Genomic DNA, 15802 nt, shown 5'->3' on the forward strand with positions numbered 1-15802 from the left:
CCTCTGCCTTTGCCCCAAATCAAGGATTTGAAAATGAACCAGGAACTCACGAACAACCCGTTCAACCCGGTTGCCCCGGTCAAGACCTTCGACGAGATCAAGGTATCGCTGGCGTCGCCCGAGCGTATCCTGTCTTGGTCCTATGGTGAGATCAAGAAGCCCGAAACCATCAACTACCGCACGTTCAAGCCCGAGCGTGACGGTCTGTTCTGCGCGCGTATCTTTGGCCCGATCAAGGATTACGAATGCCTTTGCGGCAAGTACAAGCGCATGAAATATCGCGGCGTCGTCTGCGAAAAGTGCGGCGTCGAAGTCACCCTGCAGAAGGTCCGCCGCGAGCGGATGGGCCATATCGAACTGGCTTCGCCGGTGGCGCATATCTGGTTCCTCAAGTCGCTGCCCAGCCGCATCGGCCTGATGCTGGACATGACCCTGCGCGATCTTGAGCGGGTTCTCTATTTCGAGAACTACGTGGTGATCGAGCCCGGTCTGACCGATCTGACCTATGGCCAGATGCTGACCGAAGAAGAGTTCATGGATGCGCAGGACCAGTACGGTGCCGACGCCTTCACCGCCAATATCGGCGCCGAGGCGATCCGCGAGATGCTGGCCGCCATCGACCTCGAGCAGGAAGCAGAAACCCTGCGCGCCGAGCTGAAGGAAGCGACCGGCGAGCTGAAGCCCAAGAAGATCATCAAGCGGCTGAAAGTCGTGGAATCCTTCCTGGAATCCGGCAACCGCCCCGAGTGGATGGTTCTGACCGTGATCCCGGTCATTCCGCCGGAACTGCGTCCGCTGGTGCCGCTGGATGGCGGCCGTTTCGCGACCTCTGATCTGAACGATCTCTATCGTCGCGTGATCAACCGGAACAACCGTCTGAAGCGCCTGATCGAACTGCGTGCGCCCGATATCATCGTGCGCAACGAAAAGCGGATGCTGCAGGAATCGGTCGACGCTCTGTTCGACAACGGCCGTCGTGGCCGCGTGATCACCGGCGCCAACAAGCGTCCGCTGAAATCGCTGTCGGACATGCTCAAGGGCAAGCAGGGCCGTTTCCGCCAGAACCTTCTGGGCAAGCGCGTCGACTTCTCGGGCCGTTCGGTCATCGTGACCGGCCCGGAACTCAAGCTGCACCAGTGCGGCCTGCCCAAGAAGATGGCGTTGGAGCTGTTCAAGCCCTTCATCTACTCGCGGCTTGAAGCCAAGGGCCTGTCCTCGACCGTCAAGCAAGCCAAGAAGCTGGTGGAAAAGGAACGCCCCGAGGTCTGGGATATCCTGGACGAGGTGATCCGCGAACATCCCGTCATGCTGAACCGTGCACCGACGCTGCACCGCCTGGGTTTCCAGGCGTTCGAGCCCATCCTGATCGAAGGCAAGGCCATCCAGCTGCACCCGCTGGTCTGTTCGGCGTTCAACGCCGACTTCGACGGTGACCAGATGGCCGTGCACGTTCCGCTGAGCCTTGAAGCCCAGCTGGAAGCGCGCGTTCTGATGATGTCCACGAACAACGTTCTGTCGCCCGCCAACGGCGCGCCGATCATCGTGCCCTCGCAGGATATGATCCTTGGTCTCTACTACACCACGATCATGCGCGAAGGCATGAAGGGCGAGGGCATGTCCTTTGCTTCGATCGACGAAGTCCAGCACGCGCTGGATGCCGGTGTCGTGCACCTGCATGCCAAGATCAATGCGCGCGTCACCCAGATCGACGAGGAAGGCAACGAGGTCGTCAAGCGGTTCGAAACCACGCCGGGCCGCGTGCGCCTTGGCGCGCTTCTGCCGATGAACGCAAAGGCGCCCTTCGAACTGGTCAACCGGCTTCTGCGCAAGAAAGAGGTGCAGCAGGTCATCGACACGGTCTACCGTTACTGCGGTCAGAAAGAGTCGGTCATCTTCTGCGACCAGATCATGACCATGGGCTTCCGTGAAGCGTTCAAGGCCGGGATTTCCTTCGGCAAGGACGACATGGTCGTGCCGGACAACAAGTGGACGATCGTTGATCAGACCCGTGATCAGGTCAAGGATTTCGAACAGCAGTACATGGACGGTCTGATCACCCAGGGTGAGAAGTACAACAAGGTCGTGGATGCCTGGTCGAAGTGCAACGACAAGGTCACCGAAGCGATGATGAGCACGATTTCGGCCAGCAAGCGCGATGACAAAGGCGCGGAACTGGAACCGAACTCGGTCTACATGATGGCCCACTCCGGTGCCCGTGGTTCGGTCACGCAGATGAAGCAGCTGGGCGGGATGCGCGGCCTGATGGCCAAGCCGAACGGCGACATCATCGAGACGCCGATCATCTCGAACTTCAAGGAAGGCCTGACCGTTCTTGAATACTTCAACTCGACCCACGGTGCGCGGAAAGGTCTGTCGGACACCGCGTTGAAGACCGCCAACTCGGGTTACCTGACCCGCCGTCTGGTGGACGTGGCGCAGGACTGCATCGTGCGTCAGCAGGATTGCGGTACGGACCGCGCGATCACGGCCGAAGCGGCGGTGAACGACGGCGAGGTCGTGTCCTCGCTGGCCGAGCGTGTGCTGGGCCGTGTCGCGGCCGAAGATCTGGTCAACCCCGCCACCGGCGAGGTGATGGTGGCCCGTGGCGTTCTGATCGACGAGCGCATGGCCGACATGATCGAAGTGTCCAGCCTGCAGTCGGCACGCATCCGCAGCCCGCTGACCTGCGAGGCCGAAGATGGCGTCTGTGCCACCTGCTATGGTCGTGACCTTGCGCGCGGCACCATGGTGAACGTCGGCGAAGCCGTCGGCATCATCGCGGCGCAGTCGATCGGTGAACCCGGCACCCAGCTGACGATGCGGACCTTCCACATCGGCGGCGTGGCCCAGGGTGGGCAGCAGTCCTTCCTGGAAGCAAGCCAGGCCGGCACGGTGACCTATGAGAACGCCTCGACCATCGAGAACTCGAATGGCGAGACGCTGGTCATGGGCCGGAACATGAAGCTGGTCATCCGTGACGACAGCGGTGAAGAGCGCGCCAGCCACAAGCTGGGCTATGGCTCCAAGCTGTTCGTCAAGGAAGGCGCCAAGGTTGCGCGTGGCGACAAGCTGTTCGAATGGGATCCCTACACCCTGCCGATCATCGCCGAGAAGACCGGTCAGGTTAAATATGTCGACCTGGTATCGGGTATCGCCGTCCGCGACGAGACCGACGATGCCACCGGCATGACCCAGAAGATCGTGATGGACTGGCGCGCGGCCCCCAAGGGCAACGAGCTCAAGCCCGAGATCATCCTGGTCGATACCGATGGCGAGCCTGTGCGCAACGAAGCCGGCAACCCCGTGACCTATCCGATGTCGGTGGATGCGATCCTGTCCGTCGAGGAAGGGCAGGACATCAAGGCCGGTGACGTGGTGGCACGTATTCCGCGCGAAGGCGCCAAGACCAAGGACATCACCGGGGGTCTTCCCCGCGTGGCGGAACTGTTCGAAGCCCGTCGTCCCAAGGATCACGCGATCATCGCCGAAATCGATGGCTACGTGCGCTTCGGCAAGGACTACAAGAACAAGCGCCGCATCACGATCGAGCCTTCGGTTGATGGTATGGAGCCGGTCGAATACATGGTGCCGAAAGGCAAGCACATCCCGGTGCAGGAAGGCGACTTCGTGCAGAAGGGTGACTACATCATGGATGGCAACCCGGCACCGCATGACATCCTTGCGATCCTGGGTGTCGAGGCGCTGGCCGATTACATGATCGACGAAGTGCAGGACGTCTATCGCCTGCAGGGTGTGAAGATCAACGACAAGCACATCGAAGTCATCGTGCGCCAGATGCTCCAGAAGTGGGAGATCGACGAAAGCGGCGACACCACGCTGCTGAAGGGCGAGCACCTGGACAAGGCCGAGTTCGACGCCGTGAACGAGAAGATCATGGCCAAGGGCGGTCGTCCGGCAACGGGTGCGCCGATCCTTCTGGGGATCACCAAGGCGTCGCTGCAGACCCGCAGCTTCATCTCGGCGGCGTCCTTCCAGGAAACCACGCGCGTGCTGACCGAAGCCTCGGTTCAGGGCAAGCGTGACAAACTGGTCGGCCTGAAAGAGAACGTGATCGTCGGCCGTCTGATCCCGGCAGGGACAGGTGGTGCAACCGCCCGCGTGCGCCGCATCGCGGCCGAGCGTGACAACGTCGTGATCGAAGCCCGCCGCGAGGAGGCCGAAGCGGCCGCCGCACTGGCCGCACCGGTCGATGACGTGATCGGTGGCGACGAGTTCGACACGCTGGTGGAAACGCCGGAAAGCCGGGACGAATAAGTCCCGCGTCAAGAAGAGATGAAAACCCCCGCCTTGGCGGGGGTTTTTTCATGCCGGGCCCTTGCGGCTGCCGCGTGCACGGATAACGTCAGGCGGTAGCGTACCGGAGCAAGCCGATGCTGACAGACAACACACGCGGCGCGCTTCTGATGATGGCGAGCATGGCCGCCTTTACCCTGAACGACACCTTCATGAAGACGCTGGCAGGCGACATGCCGCTGTTTCAGCTGATCTTTCTGCGCAGCATTTTCACGACCGTCGCAATCGGGGCGATGGCCCTTTACCTTGGCGCGCTGCACCTGCGCATTCCGCCGCGGGACCGTTTGCTGATCGTGATCCGCGCCCTGGCCGAGGTCGGATCAGCCTATTTCTTCCTGACGGCACTTTACAACATGCCGTTGGCCAACGTCAGCGCGATCATGCAGTCCTTGCCGCTTGTGGTGACGCTGGCCGCCGCGCTGTTTTTCGGCGAGACACTCGGCTGGCGGCGGATGACGGCGATCCTGGTCGGGCTATGCGGTGTGCTGCTGATCGTGCGGCCAGGGACGGAAGGGTTCAACATCTTCTCGGTCTATGCGCTGATCGCGGTGGCCTTCGTGACGGTGCGCGATCTGGTCACCCGGCGTGTCTCTGGCGCGACCCATTCGATGATGGTGACCTTCATTACCTCGCTTGCGCTGCTGATCGCCTTCGGCATGGCCAGCATGACCGTCGAATGGGTGCCGATCACGCTGCACCGTGGCAGCATGATCCTGGGTGCGGCGGTGATGGTTGTCTTCGGCTATGTGTTTTCCGTCATGGTCATGCGCGTGGGCGAAATCAGTTTCGTCGCCCCATTCCGGTATACCGGGCTGATCTGGGCGCTTGTGCTCGGCTGGCTCGTCTTTGGCGACTGGCCTGCGCCACTGACCCTTGTCGGGGCCGTGATCGTGGTGGGAAGCGGTGTGTTCATGCTGTATCGCGAGGCCCAGTTGAAGCGGCGTATTGCGACTGAAACGCGGCTGCGGACCGGTATCGGACATTAGGCCGGACGCCCGTTCGGCGGGGCCTTGTCGGATGTTCGGCAGGCGGGGGGGCAGTGTGTTGACAACCCCTGCAACTCCCCCTATACGCCCCTCATCCGGCCGGGCCCATGCCCTTTGCCGAATTCAGAAGTGTAGTGGACAAGATCCGGGCTAATGCTGCCTCGATCCTCTGGAAACCCACCGCGTCGTTCACCTCGGAATGGGAACGATGGCGGTGATTGTGCTTTGTGGACGCGCAAAGTGCTCAAGATTAACCCGCGGGGATGCCCGCGCAGACACATGTGTTGATAGACGGGGAAAGAAGCCCAATGCCAACGATCCAGCAGCTGATCCGCAAACCGCGGCAGCCCAAAGTCAAACGGTCCAAGTCGATGCACCTGGAGCAGTGCCCGCAAAAGCGCGGTGTCTGCACTCGTGTTTACACGACTACGCCGAAGAAACCGAACTCGGCCATGCGGAAGGTTGCGAAGGTGCGCCTGACCAACGGCTTTGAGGTCATCAGCTACATTCCCGGTGAAAGCCACAACCTTCAGGAACACTCTGTGGTTCTGATCCGTGGCGGCCGTGTGAAAGACCTTCCCGGTGTCCGTTACCACATCCTGCGCGGTGTTCTGGATACCCAGGGCGTCAAGAACCGTAAGCAGCGTCGTTCGAAGTACGGCGCGAAGCGTCCGAAGTAAGAGGATCTATACAGATGTCCCGCCGTCACGCCGCTGAAAAACGCGAAATCCTGCCCGATGCCAAGTATGGCGATCGGGTTCTGACGAAGTTCATGAACAACCTGATGATCGACGGCAAGAAATCCGCCGCCGAGCGCATCGTCTACAACGCGCTGAGCCGCGTCGAGGACAAGATCAAGCGCGCGCCCGTGGAAGTGTTCCACGAAGCGCTCGACAACATCAAACCCTCGGTCGAAGTCCGGTCGCGCCGCGTCGGTGGTGCCACCTATCAGGTTCCCGTCGAAGTGCGCCCCGAGCGTCGTGAAGCCCTGGCGATCCGCTGGCTGATCAACGCATCGCGTGCCCGCAACGAAAACACGATGGAAGAGCGCCTGGCTGGCGAACTGCTGGATGCAGTGAACAGCCGTGGTTCCGCCGTGAAGAAGCGGGAAGACACCCACAAGATGGCCGACGCGAACAAAGCGTTCAGCCATTACCGCTGGTAAGAGGAGCACACCCAGATGGCACGCGAATATCCGCTGCAGCGTTATCGCAACTTCGGGATCATGGCCCATATCGACGCGGGCAAGACCACGACGACCGAGCGCATCCTCTACTACACCGGCAAGTCCCACAAGATCGGCGAAGTCCATGACGGCGCCGCAACGATGGACTGGATGGAGCAGGAGCAGGAACGCGGCATCACGATCACCTCGGCTGCGACCACGACTTTCTGGCAGCGCCAGGAAGATCCGAGCGTCGAGGGCACCTCGGACACCAAGTACCGCTTCAACATCATCGACACTCCCGGCCACGTGGACTTCACCATCGAAGTCGAGCGTTCGCTGGCCGTTCTGGATGGTGCCGTCTGCCTTCTGGACGCCAACGCCGGTGTCGAGCCGCAGACCGAAACCGTGTGGCGTCAGGCTGACCGCTACAAGGTGCCGCGCATCGTGTTCGTCAACAAGATGGACAAGATCGGCGCCGATTTCTTCAACTGCGTCAAGATGATCAAGGACCGCACCGGCGCGATCCCCGCACCGATCGCTCTGCCGATCGGCGCCGAGGACAAGCTGGAAGGCATCATCGACCTGCTGAAGATGGAAGAGTGGGTCTGGAAAGGTGAAGATCTGGGCGCGTCCTGGGTCCGTCAGCCGATCCGTGACGAACTCAAGGACATGGCCGACGAATGGCGTGCCAACCTGATCGAGATCGCGGTCGAAATGGACGACGCGGCCATGGAAGCCTATCTGGAGGGCAATGAGCCCGACGAGGCGACCCTGCGCAAGCTGATCCGCAAGGGCTGCCTGTCGCTGAGCTTCGTGCCTGTCATGGCCGGTTCCGCCTTCAAGAACAAAGGTGTGCAGCCGCTGCTGAACGCCGTGATCGACTTCCTGCCCAGCCCGCTGGACGTGGTTGATTACATGGGCTTCAAGCCGGGCGACGAGACCGAAACCCGCAACATCGCGCGCCGCGCCGACGACAACATGGCCTTCTCGGGCCTGGCGTTCAAAATCATGAACGACCCGTTTGTCGGCTCGCTGACCTTTACCCGCCTCTATTCGGGTATCCTGCGGAAGGGTGATGCGATGCTGAACTCGACCAAGGGCAAGAAAGAGCGCGTTGGCCGGATGATGATGATGCACGCCATCAACCGCGAAGAGATCGAAGAAGCCTTTGCAGGCGACATCATCGCTCTGGCGGGTCTGAAGGACACCACGACCGGTGACACGCTGTGCTCGGAAAAGGATCCGGTGGTTCTGGAAACCATGACCTTCCCCGAGCCGGTGATCGAAATCGCCGTGGAGCCGAAAACCAAGGCCGACCAGGAAAAGATGGGCATCGCCCTCGCACGTCTGGCCGCCGAGGATCCGTCCTTCCGCGTCGAAACCGATTTCGAGTCCGGTCAGACGATCATGAAGGGCATGGGCGAACTTCACCTCGACATCCTGGTTGACCGCATGAAGCGCGAATTCAAGGTCGAGGCGAACATCGGTGCGCCGCAGGTGGCCTATCGTGAAACCGTCAGCCGCGAAGCCGAGATCGATTACACCCACAAGAAGCAGTCGGGTGGTTCGGGTCAGTTCGCGCGCGTCAAGATGGTCATCATGCCGACCGAGCCGGGCGAAGGTTATTCCTTCGAAAGCAAGATCGTTGGTGGTTCGGTGCCGAAGGAATACATCCCGGGTGTCGAAAAGGGCATCAAGTCGGTCATGGACTCCGGTCCGCTGGCAGGCTTCCCGGTGATCGACTTCAAGGTGGCCCTGATCGATGGTGCCTACCATGACGTCGACTCTTCGGTCCTGGCGTTCGAAATCGCGGCCCGTGCCGGGATGCGCGAAGGTCTGAAGAAAGCCGGCGCCAAGCTGCTGGAACCGATCATGCGCGTGGAAGTCGTGACCCCGGAGGAATATACCGGCGGCATCATCGGCGACCTGACCAGCCGTCGCGGCATGGTCAACGGGCAGGACAGCCGTGGCAACGCGAACGTCATCGACGCTTTCGTGCCGCTGGCCAACATGTTCGGCTACATCAACACGCTGCGTTCGATGTCTTCGGGCCGGGCGAACTTCACCATGCAGTTCGACCATTACGAAGCCGTGCCGCAGAACATCTCGGACGAGATCCAGAAGAAATACGCATAACGGTTGGTGGGGGTCACCCCCACCCTACCACAACCCCGTAGGGTGGGCCTCGGCCCACCACCGACGACAAAACAAGGAGTTCCCTGATGGGCAAGGCAAAGTTTGAACGTAACAAACCGCACGTTAACATCGGCACGATTGGTCACGTTGACCACGGCAAGACGACGCTGACGGCTGCGATCACGAAGTATTTCGGCGAATTCCGCGCGTATGACCAGATCGATGGCGCGCCGGAAGAGAAGGCGCGCGGGATCACGATCTCGACCGCGCACGTTGAATACGAGACCGAGACGCGTCACTACGCACACGTCGACTGCCCCGGCCACGCTGACTATGTGAAGAACATGATCACGGGTGCTGCGCAGATGGACGGCGCGATCTTGGTTGTGAACGCCGCTGACGGCCCGATGCCGCAGACGCGCGAGCACATCCTGCTGGGCCGCCAGGTGGGCATCCCCTACATGGTCGTCTACATGAACAAGGTTGACCAGGTTGACGACGAGGAGCTGCTGGAGCTGGTGGAGATGGAGATCCGCGAGCTTCTGACCTCCTACGAGTATCCTGGCGACGACATTCCGATCATCAAGGGTTCGGCCCTGGCGGCGATGGAAGGCCGTGACGCGGAGATCGGCGAGAACTCGATCCGCGCGCTGATGGAAGCGGTTGACAGCTACATCCCGACGCCCGAGCGTGCCGTGGACAAGCCGTTCCTGATGCCGATCGAAGACGTGTTCTCGATCTCGGGCCGTGGTACCGTTGTGACCGGCCGTATCGAGCGTGGCGTGATCAACGTCGGCGACAGCATCGAGATCGTGGGGATCAAGGACACCAAGACGACGACCTGCACGGGCGTCGAAATGTTCCGCAAGCTGCTGGATCGTGGTGAGGCCGGCGACAACGTGGGCGTTCTGCTGCGCGGTATCGACCGTGAAGGCGTCGAGCGCGGTCAGGTTCTTTGCAAGCCGAAGTCCGTGAACCCGCACACCCAGTTCGAGGCAGAAGCCTACATCCTGACGAAGGAAGAAGGCGGCCGTCACACGCCGTTCTTCGCGAACTACCGTCCGCAGTTCTACTTCCGCACGACCGACGTGACCGGGACCGTGACGCTGCCCGAGGGCACTGAGATGGTGATGCCGGGCGACAACCTGAAGTTCACCGTCGAACTGATCGCACCGATCGCGATGGAAGACGGCCTGCGCTTCGCCATCCGTGAAGGCGGTCGTACCGTCGGCGCGGGTGTCGTGTCCAAAATTCTGAAGTAAAAGACCACTTCGGGTTCGAAGAGGGCCACCGGATGAGCCGGTGGTCCTCCTATCAACTCCAACGCCGCGAAAGGCTAGACTATGCAAAGCCAAAACATTCGCATCCGGCTGAAGGCATTCGATTACCGCGTACTGGACGCCAGCACGCAGGAAATCGTCAACACCGCAAAGCGCACTGGCGCGACGGTGCGTGGCCCGATTCCGCTGCCGAACAAGATCGAGAAGTTCACGGTTCTCCGTGGGCCGCACATCGACAAGAAATCCCGTGATCAGTTCGAGATCCGTACGCACAAGCGTCTGCTCGACATCGTTGATCCGACTCCCCAGACCGTGGACGCGCTGATGAAGCTCGACCTGGCCGCTGGTGTGGACGTCGAGATCAAGCTGCAGTCGTAAGAAGGAGGGTATCCAGGATGCGCTCTGGTGTAATCGCAAAGAAAGTCGGCATGACCCGGCTTTTCATGGAAGACGGAAAGCAGATCCCTGTGACCGTTCTCCAGCTTGAGAACCTGCAGGTCGTGGCACAGCGCACGCCCGAGCGGGACGGCTATACCGCCGTTCAGCTGGGTGCTGGCAATGCCAAGGCCAAGCGGACCTCGAAGGCCATGCGTGGTCATTTCGCGGTGGCCAACGTGGCCCCCAAGCGGAAGATCGCGGAATTCCGCGTCAGCCCCGACAACATGATCGGCGTGGGCGAGGAAATCTCGGCCGAACATTACGTTGCCGGTCAGAAGGTCGACGTTGCAGGCACATCCATCGGTAAAGGTTTTGCCGGTGCGATGAAGCGCCACAACTTCGGCGGTCTGCGTGCCTCGCACGGTGTGTCGATCAGCCACCGTTCGCATGGTTCGACCGGTCAGTGCCAGGACCCCGGCAAGGTGTTCAAGGGCAAGAAGATGGCCGGCCACATGGGTGCCGTGCGTGTGACCACGCAGAACCTGGAAGTCGTGAGAACCGATGCTGAACGTGGCCTGATCATGGTCAAGGGCGCGGTTCCCGGTTCCAAAGGTGGCTGGGTCACGATCAAGGACGCCGTCAAGAAGAAGCTGCCCGAGAACGTTCCGTTCCCGGCGGCCCTGAAATCGGCCATGGCCGCGGCTGCCGCCGAGGCACCGGCCGCAGAAGCGCCCGCCGAAGGGGGTGAAGCATGAAACTTGATGTGATCAATCTGGACGGCAGCAAGGCCGGTTCCGTGGATCTGGATGAGGCGCTGTTCGGTCTTGAGCCGCGCGCCGACATCCTGCACCGCGTGGTCCGCTGGCAGCGCAACAATGCGCAGGCCGGCACCCACAAGGTGAAGACCCGCTCGGAGACCTCCTACTCGACCAAGAAGATCTATCGCCAGAAGGGCACCGGCGGCGCACGCCACGGTGACAAGAACGCGCCGATCTTCCGTCATGGTGGTGTCTACAAGGGCCCGACCCCGCGCAGCCACGGCCACGAGCTGACCAAGAAGTTCCGCAAACTGGGCCTCAAGCATGCCCTGTCCGCGAAGCTGAAGGCCGGTGAACTGGTCGTCATCTCTGCCGCCGAAGCCGAAGGCAAGACCTCGGTTCTGGCCAAGCAGGTCGCAAAGCTGGGCTGGAAGCGCGCGCTGATCATTGACGGGGCAACCGTCAACGACATGTTCGCAAAGGCCGCCCGCAACATCGAAGGTCTGGATATCCTGCCGTCGATGGGCGCAAACGTCTATGACATCCTCAAGCGTGACACCCTGGTGATCACGAAAGCGGGTGTCGAAGCACTGGAGGCTCGTCTGAAATGAGCGCGAAGGCTGAACATTACGACGTGATCCGCAAGCCGATCATCACCGAAAAGGCCACCATGGTGTCCGAGAACGGTGCGGTCGTCTTCGAGGTGGCGATGGATTCCAACAAGCCCGAAATCAAGCAGGCCGTCGAGGCGCTGTTTGGTGTGAAGGTCAAGGCCGTCAACACCACGATCACCAAAGGCAAGACCAAGCGCTTCCGCGGCCAGCCGGGCAAGCGTCGGGACGTCAAGAAAGCCTATGTGACCCTGGAAGAGGGAAACACTATCGACGTGACTACAGGTCTCTGATAGTAGGACGCGAATCTTCCATGGCCCCGGATTTACCGGGGCCATGGACTTTTGAGACGGGGACCTTCGGGGCCCTATACCATGGGCACCTTCGGGGGCCTTCAACATCGCGGGGCCTGGCCCCGCTACGCACAACGGAAGACAGAAAGCATGGCACTCAAGTCGTATAAGCCGACGACGCCGGGCCAGCGTGGGCTGGTTCTGATCGACCGTTCGGAGCTGTGGAAAGGACGTCCGGTCAAGGCCCTCACCGAGGGTTTGACCAAGAATGGCGGCCGGAACAACACCGGACGGATCACGATGCGCCGCAAGGGCGGCGGGGCGAAACGCCTCTATCGGATCGTCGATTTCAAACGTAACAAATTCGATGTGGCGGCCACCGTCGAGCGGATCGAGTATGACCCGAACCGGACCGCCTTCATCGCGCTGGTGAAGTACGAGGATGGCGAACAGGCCTATATCCTGGCACCGCAGCGTCTGGCCGTCGGCGACGCTGTCGTTGCAGGCAACAAGGTCGACATCAAGCCGGGCAACGCGATGCCGTTCTCGGGCATGCCGATCGGTACGATCGTCCACAACATCGAGATGAAGCCCGGCAAGGGTGGTCAGATCGCGCGCGCGGCGGGCACCTATGCCCAGTTCGTGGGTCGCGATGGCGGTTACGCCCAGATCCGCCTGTCGTCCGGTGAACTGCGTCTCGTGCGTCAGGAATGCATGGCCACCGTCGGTGCCGTGTCGAACCCCGACAACAGCAACCAGAACTACGGCAAGGCAGGCCGCATGCGTCACAAGGGCATCCGCCCGAGCGTTCGCGGCGTGGTCATGAACCCGATCGATCACCCGCATGGTGGTGGTGAGGGCCGGACTTCGGGTGGCCGTCATCCGGTGACGCCGTGGGGCAAGCCGACAAAGGGTGCGCGCACCCGGAACAAGAACAAAGCGTCCAGCAAGCTCATTCTGCGCTCGCGTCACGCCAAGAAGAAGGGGCGTTAACAGATGTCTCGCTCTGTATGGAAAGGTCCGTTCGTCGACGCTTACGTGCTGAAGAAAGCCGAAGCTGCCCGCGAATCCGGACGCAGTGAAGTTATCAAGATCTGGTCGCGCCGCTCGACGATCCTGCCCCAGTTCGTGGGCCTGACGTTTGGCGTCTACAACGGCAAGAAGCATATCCCGGTGAACGTCTCCGAGGACATGATCGGCCAGAAATTCGGCGAATACTCCCCGACCCGGACCTATTACGGTCACGCGGCCGATAAAAAAGCGAAGCGGAAGTAAGTCATGGGCAAGGAAAAAAACCCCCGCCGCGTGGCAGATAACGAAGCAATGGCAAAACTGCGCATGCTTCGTACCAGCCCGCAGAAGCTGAACCTGGTGGCAGCGATGATCCGCGGCAAGAAGGTGGACAAGGCCCTGACGGACCTGACCTTCTCGAAAAAGCGGATTGCAGTGGACGTGAAGAAATGCCTTCAGTCCGCAATCGCCAACGCCGAGAACAACCACAACCTGGACGTCGATGAACTGGTCGTCGCCGAGGCCTATGTGGGCAAGAACCTGACGCTCAAGCGCGGTCGTCCGCGTGCACGCGGTCGTTTCGGCCGTATCGTCAAGCCGTTCTCGGAACTCACCATCAAGGTGCGTCAAGTTGAGGAGCAAGCCTAATGGGTCAGAAAGTCAATCCGATCGGCATGCGCCTTCAGGTCAACCGCACCTGGGACAGCCGCTGGTACGCCGATACCAAGGACTACGGTAATCTTCTTCTGGAAGACCTGAAGATCCGCAAGTTCATCAAGGAAGAAGCCAAGCAGGCCGGTATTGCCCGCGTGATCATCGAACGTCCGCACAAGAAGTGCCGCGTCACGATCCATGCGGCCCGTCCGGGTGTGATCATCGGCAAAAAAGGCGCCGATATCGAAACCCTGCGCAAGAAGCTGGCCAAGCTGACGGCAAGCGAACTGCACCTGAACATCGTCGAGGTCCGCAAGCCGGAACTGGACGCCGCTCTGGTCGGTGAAAGCATTGCGCAGCAGCTGGAACGCCGCGTGTCCTTCCGCCGCGCAATGAAGCGTGCTGTTCAGAACGCGATGCGCATGGGCGCCCTGGGTATCCGGGTGAACGTCGCCGGTCGTCTGGGCGGTGCTGAGATCGCACGGACCGAATGGTACCGTGAAGGTCGCGTGCCGCTGCACACGCTGCGTGCCGATATCGATTACGCCCATGTCGAGGCCACCACGGCCTATGGCATCATCGGTATCAAGGTCTGGATTTTCAAAGGCGAAATCATGGAGCACGATCCGTCTGCCCATGACCGTCGTCTGCAGGAACTCCAGGATGGTCCCGCGCCCCGTGGCGCCGGCGGCCGCCGTTAAGGAGGAATGACAGATGCTTCAACCTAAGCGCACAAAATTCCGCAAGCAGCACAAAGGCCGTATCCACGGTCTGGCCAAAGGCGGCAGCGACCTGAACTTCGGGTCGTTCGGCCTCAAGGCTACCGAGCCTGAGCGGGTAACGGCGCGTCAGATCGAGGCGGCTCGCCGCGCTCTGACCCGTCACATGAAACGTCAGGGCCGTGTCTGGATCCGGATTTTCCCGGATGTTCCGGTTACCTCGAAGCCGACCGAAGTCCGTATGGGTAAAGGTAAGGGTTCGGTGGATTACTGGGCAGCCCGCATCAAGCCGGGTCGCGTGATGTTCGAGATCGACGGCGTTGACGAGACCATCGCACGCGAGGCCCTGCGCCTGGCCGCGATGAAGCTGCCGATCAAGACCCGCGTGGTCGCGCGCGAAGACTGGTAAGGTTTTCGCCGTCAGATGACAGGGCAGGGCGGGGGTAACCCCGCCTTGTCTTTTTCCGAACCGGGGTCTGTTGCAAACAGGCCTTGTCAACTTGAGGGAACCGGCCTATACGGCCCCTTCATCCATCTCCACCGGGAATCAGGGTGACCCTGTCACAAGGGGCTCTCCGGTGACGTTGTTAAAAAGGACCGGCGACATGAACGCCCAGGAACTACGCAATAAATCCCTCGATCAGCTCCGCGAGGATCTGGTTGCGCTGAAGAAAGAAGCATTCAACCTGCGCTTTCAACAGGCGACTGGCCAGCTGGAATCCACCGCCCGCATCAAGACGGTTCGCCGTGAAGTGGCGCGCGTGAAGACCGTGCTGAACGAAAAAGCCGCAGCCGCGGCCGCAGAATAAGGAGCCTGACAGATGCCCAAACGTATTCTTCAAGGCACCGTGACAAGCACGGCCAATGCCCAGACCGTTACCGTTCTGGTGGAACGCCGCTTCACGCATCCTGTTCTGAAAAAGACCATCCGTAAGTCCAAGAAATACCGGGCTCACGATGAGACGAACGCTTTCAACGTCGGCGACACCGTCCGTATCCAGGAATGTGCGCCCAAGTCGAAAACGAAACGCTGGGAGGTTATCGCGTCCTAAGCGATAACCTTTCGGTTCATCGAAACCCTGGGGAAAAGCCGATAGTGGCCCCCAAAGGTCGGGAGAAACCAAATGATCCAGATGCAGACCAATCTGGATGTTGCTGACAACTCCGGCGCACGCCGGGTGCAGTGCATCAAGGTTCTCGGCGGTTCGCACCGCCGGTATGCGTCCGTTGGCGACATCATCGTGGTGTCCGTCAAGGAAGCCATTCCGCGCGGTCGCGTAAAGAAGGGTGATGTCCGCAAGGCCGTCGTCGTTCGCACCGCCAAGGAAGTTCGCCGTGAAGACGGCACCGCGATCCGTTTCGATCGCAACGCAGCAGTTATCCTGAACAACAACAACGAGCCGGTCGGCACCCGTATCTTCGGGCCGGTGGTTCGTGAGTTGCGCGCCAAGAACTTCATGAAAATCATCTCGCTCGCGCCGGAGGTGCTGTAAG

General features: G+C 60.9%; 18 protein-coding genes. All 18 read left to right on the forward strand.

The window, feature by feature from the left end:
• Positions 1-33: 33 nt before the first annotated feature.
• Complete coding sequence (gene rpoC, locus ACMUJL_RS14020; protein ID WP_068289618.1) at positions 34-4275, forward strand: DNA-directed RNA polymerase subunit beta'; 4242 nt, start codon at positions 34-36, stop codon at positions 4273-4275.
• Positions 4276-4391: 116 nt separating this feature from the next.
• The gene (locus ACMUJL_RS14025) at positions 4392-5300 is read left to right on the forward strand and encodes a DMT family transporter (protein ID WP_068289617.1); all 909 of its coding nucleotides are present in this window, start codon (positions 4392-4394) and stop codon (positions 5298-5300) included.
• Positions 5301-5608: 308 nt separating this feature from the next.
• Positions 5609-5980 (forward strand): 30S ribosomal protein S12, encoded by a 372-nt coding sequence (rpsL, locus tag ACMUJL_RS14030; RefSeq protein ID WP_068289616.1) that lies wholly within the window; start codon positions 5609-5611, stop codon positions 5978-5980.
• 14 nt (positions 5981-5994) lie between these two features.
• Positions 5995-6465: a 30S ribosomal protein S7 gene (gene rpsG / locus ACMUJL_RS14035; RefSeq protein WP_068289614.1), complete on the forward strand. Its 471-nt coding sequence runs from the start codon at positions 5995-5997 to the stop codon at positions 6463-6465.
• Between the two features lie 15 nt (positions 6466-6480).
• Entirely contained in the window at positions 6481-8604 is a 2124-nt protein-coding gene (gene fusA / locus ACMUJL_RS14040) for an elongation factor G (RefSeq protein WP_068289612.1), read from the forward strand.
• Positions 8605-8690: 86 nt separating this feature from the next.
• A complete protein-coding gene (tuf, locus tag ACMUJL_RS14045; RefSeq protein WP_375573358.1) occupies positions 8691-9866 on the forward strand; it encodes an elongation factor Tu in 1176 nt (391 codons plus the stop codon).
• Between the two features lie 81 nt (positions 9867-9947).
• Positions 9948-10262, forward strand: a complete 315-nt coding sequence (gene rpsJ, locus ACMUJL_RS14050; RefSeq protein WP_068289216.1) for a 30S ribosomal protein S10 — start codon at positions 9948-9950, stop codon at positions 10260-10262.
• 17 nt (positions 10263-10279) lie between these two features.
• Positions 10280-11017, forward strand: a complete 738-nt coding sequence (gene rplC / locus ACMUJL_RS14055; protein WP_068289213.1) for a 50S ribosomal protein L3 — start codon at positions 10280-10282, stop codon at positions 11015-11017.
• Complete coding sequence (rplD, locus tag ACMUJL_RS14060; protein WP_068289210.1) at positions 11014-11631, forward strand: 50S ribosomal protein L4; 618 nt, start codon at positions 11014-11016, stop codon at positions 11629-11631. Before rplC ends, rplD begins: the two co-directional genes overlap by 4 nt.
• Positions 11628-11924, forward strand: a complete 297-nt coding sequence (locus ACMUJL_RS14065) for a 50S ribosomal protein L23 (protein WP_068289207.1) — start codon at positions 11628-11630, stop codon at positions 11922-11924. Before rplD ends, ACMUJL_RS14065 begins: the two co-directional genes overlap by 4 nt.
• Positions 11925-12074: 150 nt before the next feature.
• Positions 12075-12917, forward strand: a complete 843-nt coding sequence (rplB, locus tag ACMUJL_RS14070; RefSeq protein ID WP_068289204.1) for a 50S ribosomal protein L2 — start codon at positions 12075-12077, stop codon at positions 12915-12917.
• Between the two features lie 3 nt (positions 12918-12920).
• Positions 12921-13199: a 30S ribosomal protein S19 gene (rpsS, locus tag ACMUJL_RS14075; RefSeq protein ID WP_027262211.1), complete on the forward strand. Its 279-nt coding sequence runs from the start codon at positions 12921-12923 to the stop codon at positions 13197-13199.
• Positions 13200-13202: 3 nt separating this feature from the next.
• Positions 13203-13583 (forward strand): 50S ribosomal protein L22, encoded by a 381-nt coding sequence (rplV, locus tag ACMUJL_RS14080; protein WP_068289201.1) that lies wholly within the window; start codon positions 13203-13205, stop codon positions 13581-13583.
• A complete protein-coding gene (gene rpsC, locus ACMUJL_RS14085; protein WP_068289198.1) occupies positions 13583-14290 on the forward strand; it encodes a 30S ribosomal protein S3 in 708 nt (235 codons plus the stop codon). The genes rplV and rpsC overlap by 1 nt, the downstream gene beginning before the upstream one ends.
• A 13-nt stretch (positions 14291-14303) precedes the next feature.
• Positions 14304-14717 (forward strand): 50S ribosomal protein L16, encoded by a 414-nt coding sequence (gene rplP / locus ACMUJL_RS14090; RefSeq protein ID WP_068289196.1) that lies wholly within the window; start codon positions 14304-14306, stop codon positions 14715-14717.
• A 196-nt stretch (positions 14718-14913) separates the two neighbouring features.
• Positions 14914-15117, forward strand: a complete 204-nt coding sequence (gene rpmC / locus ACMUJL_RS14095; RefSeq protein ID WP_068289193.1) for a 50S ribosomal protein L29 — start codon at positions 14914-14916, stop codon at positions 15115-15117.
• 12 nt (positions 15118-15129) lie between these two features.
• Positions 15130-15360, forward strand: a complete 231-nt coding sequence (rpsQ, locus tag ACMUJL_RS14100) for a 30S ribosomal protein S17 (protein ID WP_068289190.1) — start codon at positions 15130-15132, stop codon at positions 15358-15360.
• Between the two features lie 72 nt (positions 15361-15432).
• Complete coding sequence (rplN, locus tag ACMUJL_RS14105; RefSeq protein ID WP_009574016.1) at positions 15433-15801, forward strand: 50S ribosomal protein L14; 369 nt, start codon at positions 15433-15435, stop codon at positions 15799-15801.
• The last annotated feature ends 1 nt before the right edge of the window (position 15802 follow it).

Source organism: Seohaeicola sp., assembly GCF_048006315.1.
Classification (GTDB): domain Bacteria; phylum Pseudomonadota; class Alphaproteobacteria; order Rhodobacterales; family Rhodobacteraceae; genus Seohaeicola.

What these genes read in the sequence shown, in the direction of transcription:
- rpoC (WP_068289618.1), top strand. Translation starts at nt 34, where the DNA reads ATGAACCAGGAACTCACGAACAACCCGTTCAACCCGGTTGCCCCGGTC.
- ACMUJL_RS14025 (WP_068289617.1), top strand. Translation starts at nt 4,392, where the DNA reads ATGCTGACAGACAACACACGCGGCGCGCTTCTGATGATGGCGAGCATG.
- rpsL (WP_068289616.1), top strand. Translation starts at nt 5,609, where the DNA reads ATGCCAACGATCCAGCAGCTGATCCGCAAACCGCGGCAGCCCAAAGTC.
- rpsG (WP_068289614.1), top strand. Translation starts at nt 5,995, where the DNA reads ATGTCCCGCCGTCACGCCGCTGAAAAACGCGAAATCCTGCCCGATGCC.
- fusA (WP_068289612.1), top strand. Translation starts at nt 6,481, where the DNA reads ATGGCACGCGAATATCCGCTGCAGCGTTATCGCAACTTCGGGATCATG.
- tuf (WP_375573358.1), top strand. Translation starts at nt 8,691, where the DNA reads ATGGGCAAGGCAAAGTTTGAACGTAACAAACCGCACGTTAACATCGGC.
- rpsJ (WP_068289216.1), top strand. Translation starts at nt 9,948, where the DNA reads ATGCAAAGCCAAAACATTCGCATCCGGCTGAAGGCATTCGATTACCGC.
- rplC (WP_068289213.1), top strand. Translation starts at nt 10,280, where the DNA reads ATGCGCTCTGGTGTAATCGCAAAGAAAGTCGGCATGACCCGGCTTTTC.
- rplD (WP_068289210.1), top strand. Translation starts at nt 11,014, where the DNA reads ATGAAACTTGATGTGATCAATCTGGACGGCAGCAAGGCCGGTTCCGTG.
- ACMUJL_RS14065 (WP_068289207.1), top strand. Translation starts at nt 11,628, where the DNA reads ATGAGCGCGAAGGCTGAACATTACGACGTGATCCGCAAGCCGATCATC.
- rplB (WP_068289204.1), top strand. Translation starts at nt 12,075, where the DNA reads ATGGCACTCAAGTCGTATAAGCCGACGACGCCGGGCCAGCGTGGGCTG.
- rpsS (WP_027262211.1), top strand. Translation starts at nt 12,921, where the DNA reads ATGTCTCGCTCTGTATGGAAAGGTCCGTTCGTCGACGCTTACGTGCTG.
- rplV (WP_068289201.1), top strand. Translation starts at nt 13,203, where the DNA reads ATGGGCAAGGAAAAAAACCCCCGCCGCGTGGCAGATAACGAAGCAATG.
- rpsC (WP_068289198.1), top strand. Translation starts at nt 13,583, where the DNA reads ATGGGTCAGAAAGTCAATCCGATCGGCATGCGCCTTCAGGTCAACCGC.
- rplP (WP_068289196.1), top strand. Translation starts at nt 14,304, where the DNA reads ATGCTTCAACCTAAGCGCACAAAATTCCGCAAGCAGCACAAAGGCCGT.
- rpmC (WP_068289193.1), top strand. Translation starts at nt 14,914, where the DNA reads ATGAACGCCCAGGAACTACGCAATAAATCCCTCGATCAGCTCCGCGAG.
- rpsQ (WP_068289190.1), top strand. Translation starts at nt 15,130, where the DNA reads ATGCCCAAACGTATTCTTCAAGGCACCGTGACAAGCACGGCCAATGCC.
- rplN (WP_009574016.1), top strand. Translation starts at nt 15,433, where the DNA reads ATGATCCAGATGCAGACCAATCTGGATGTTGCTGACAACTCCGGCGCA.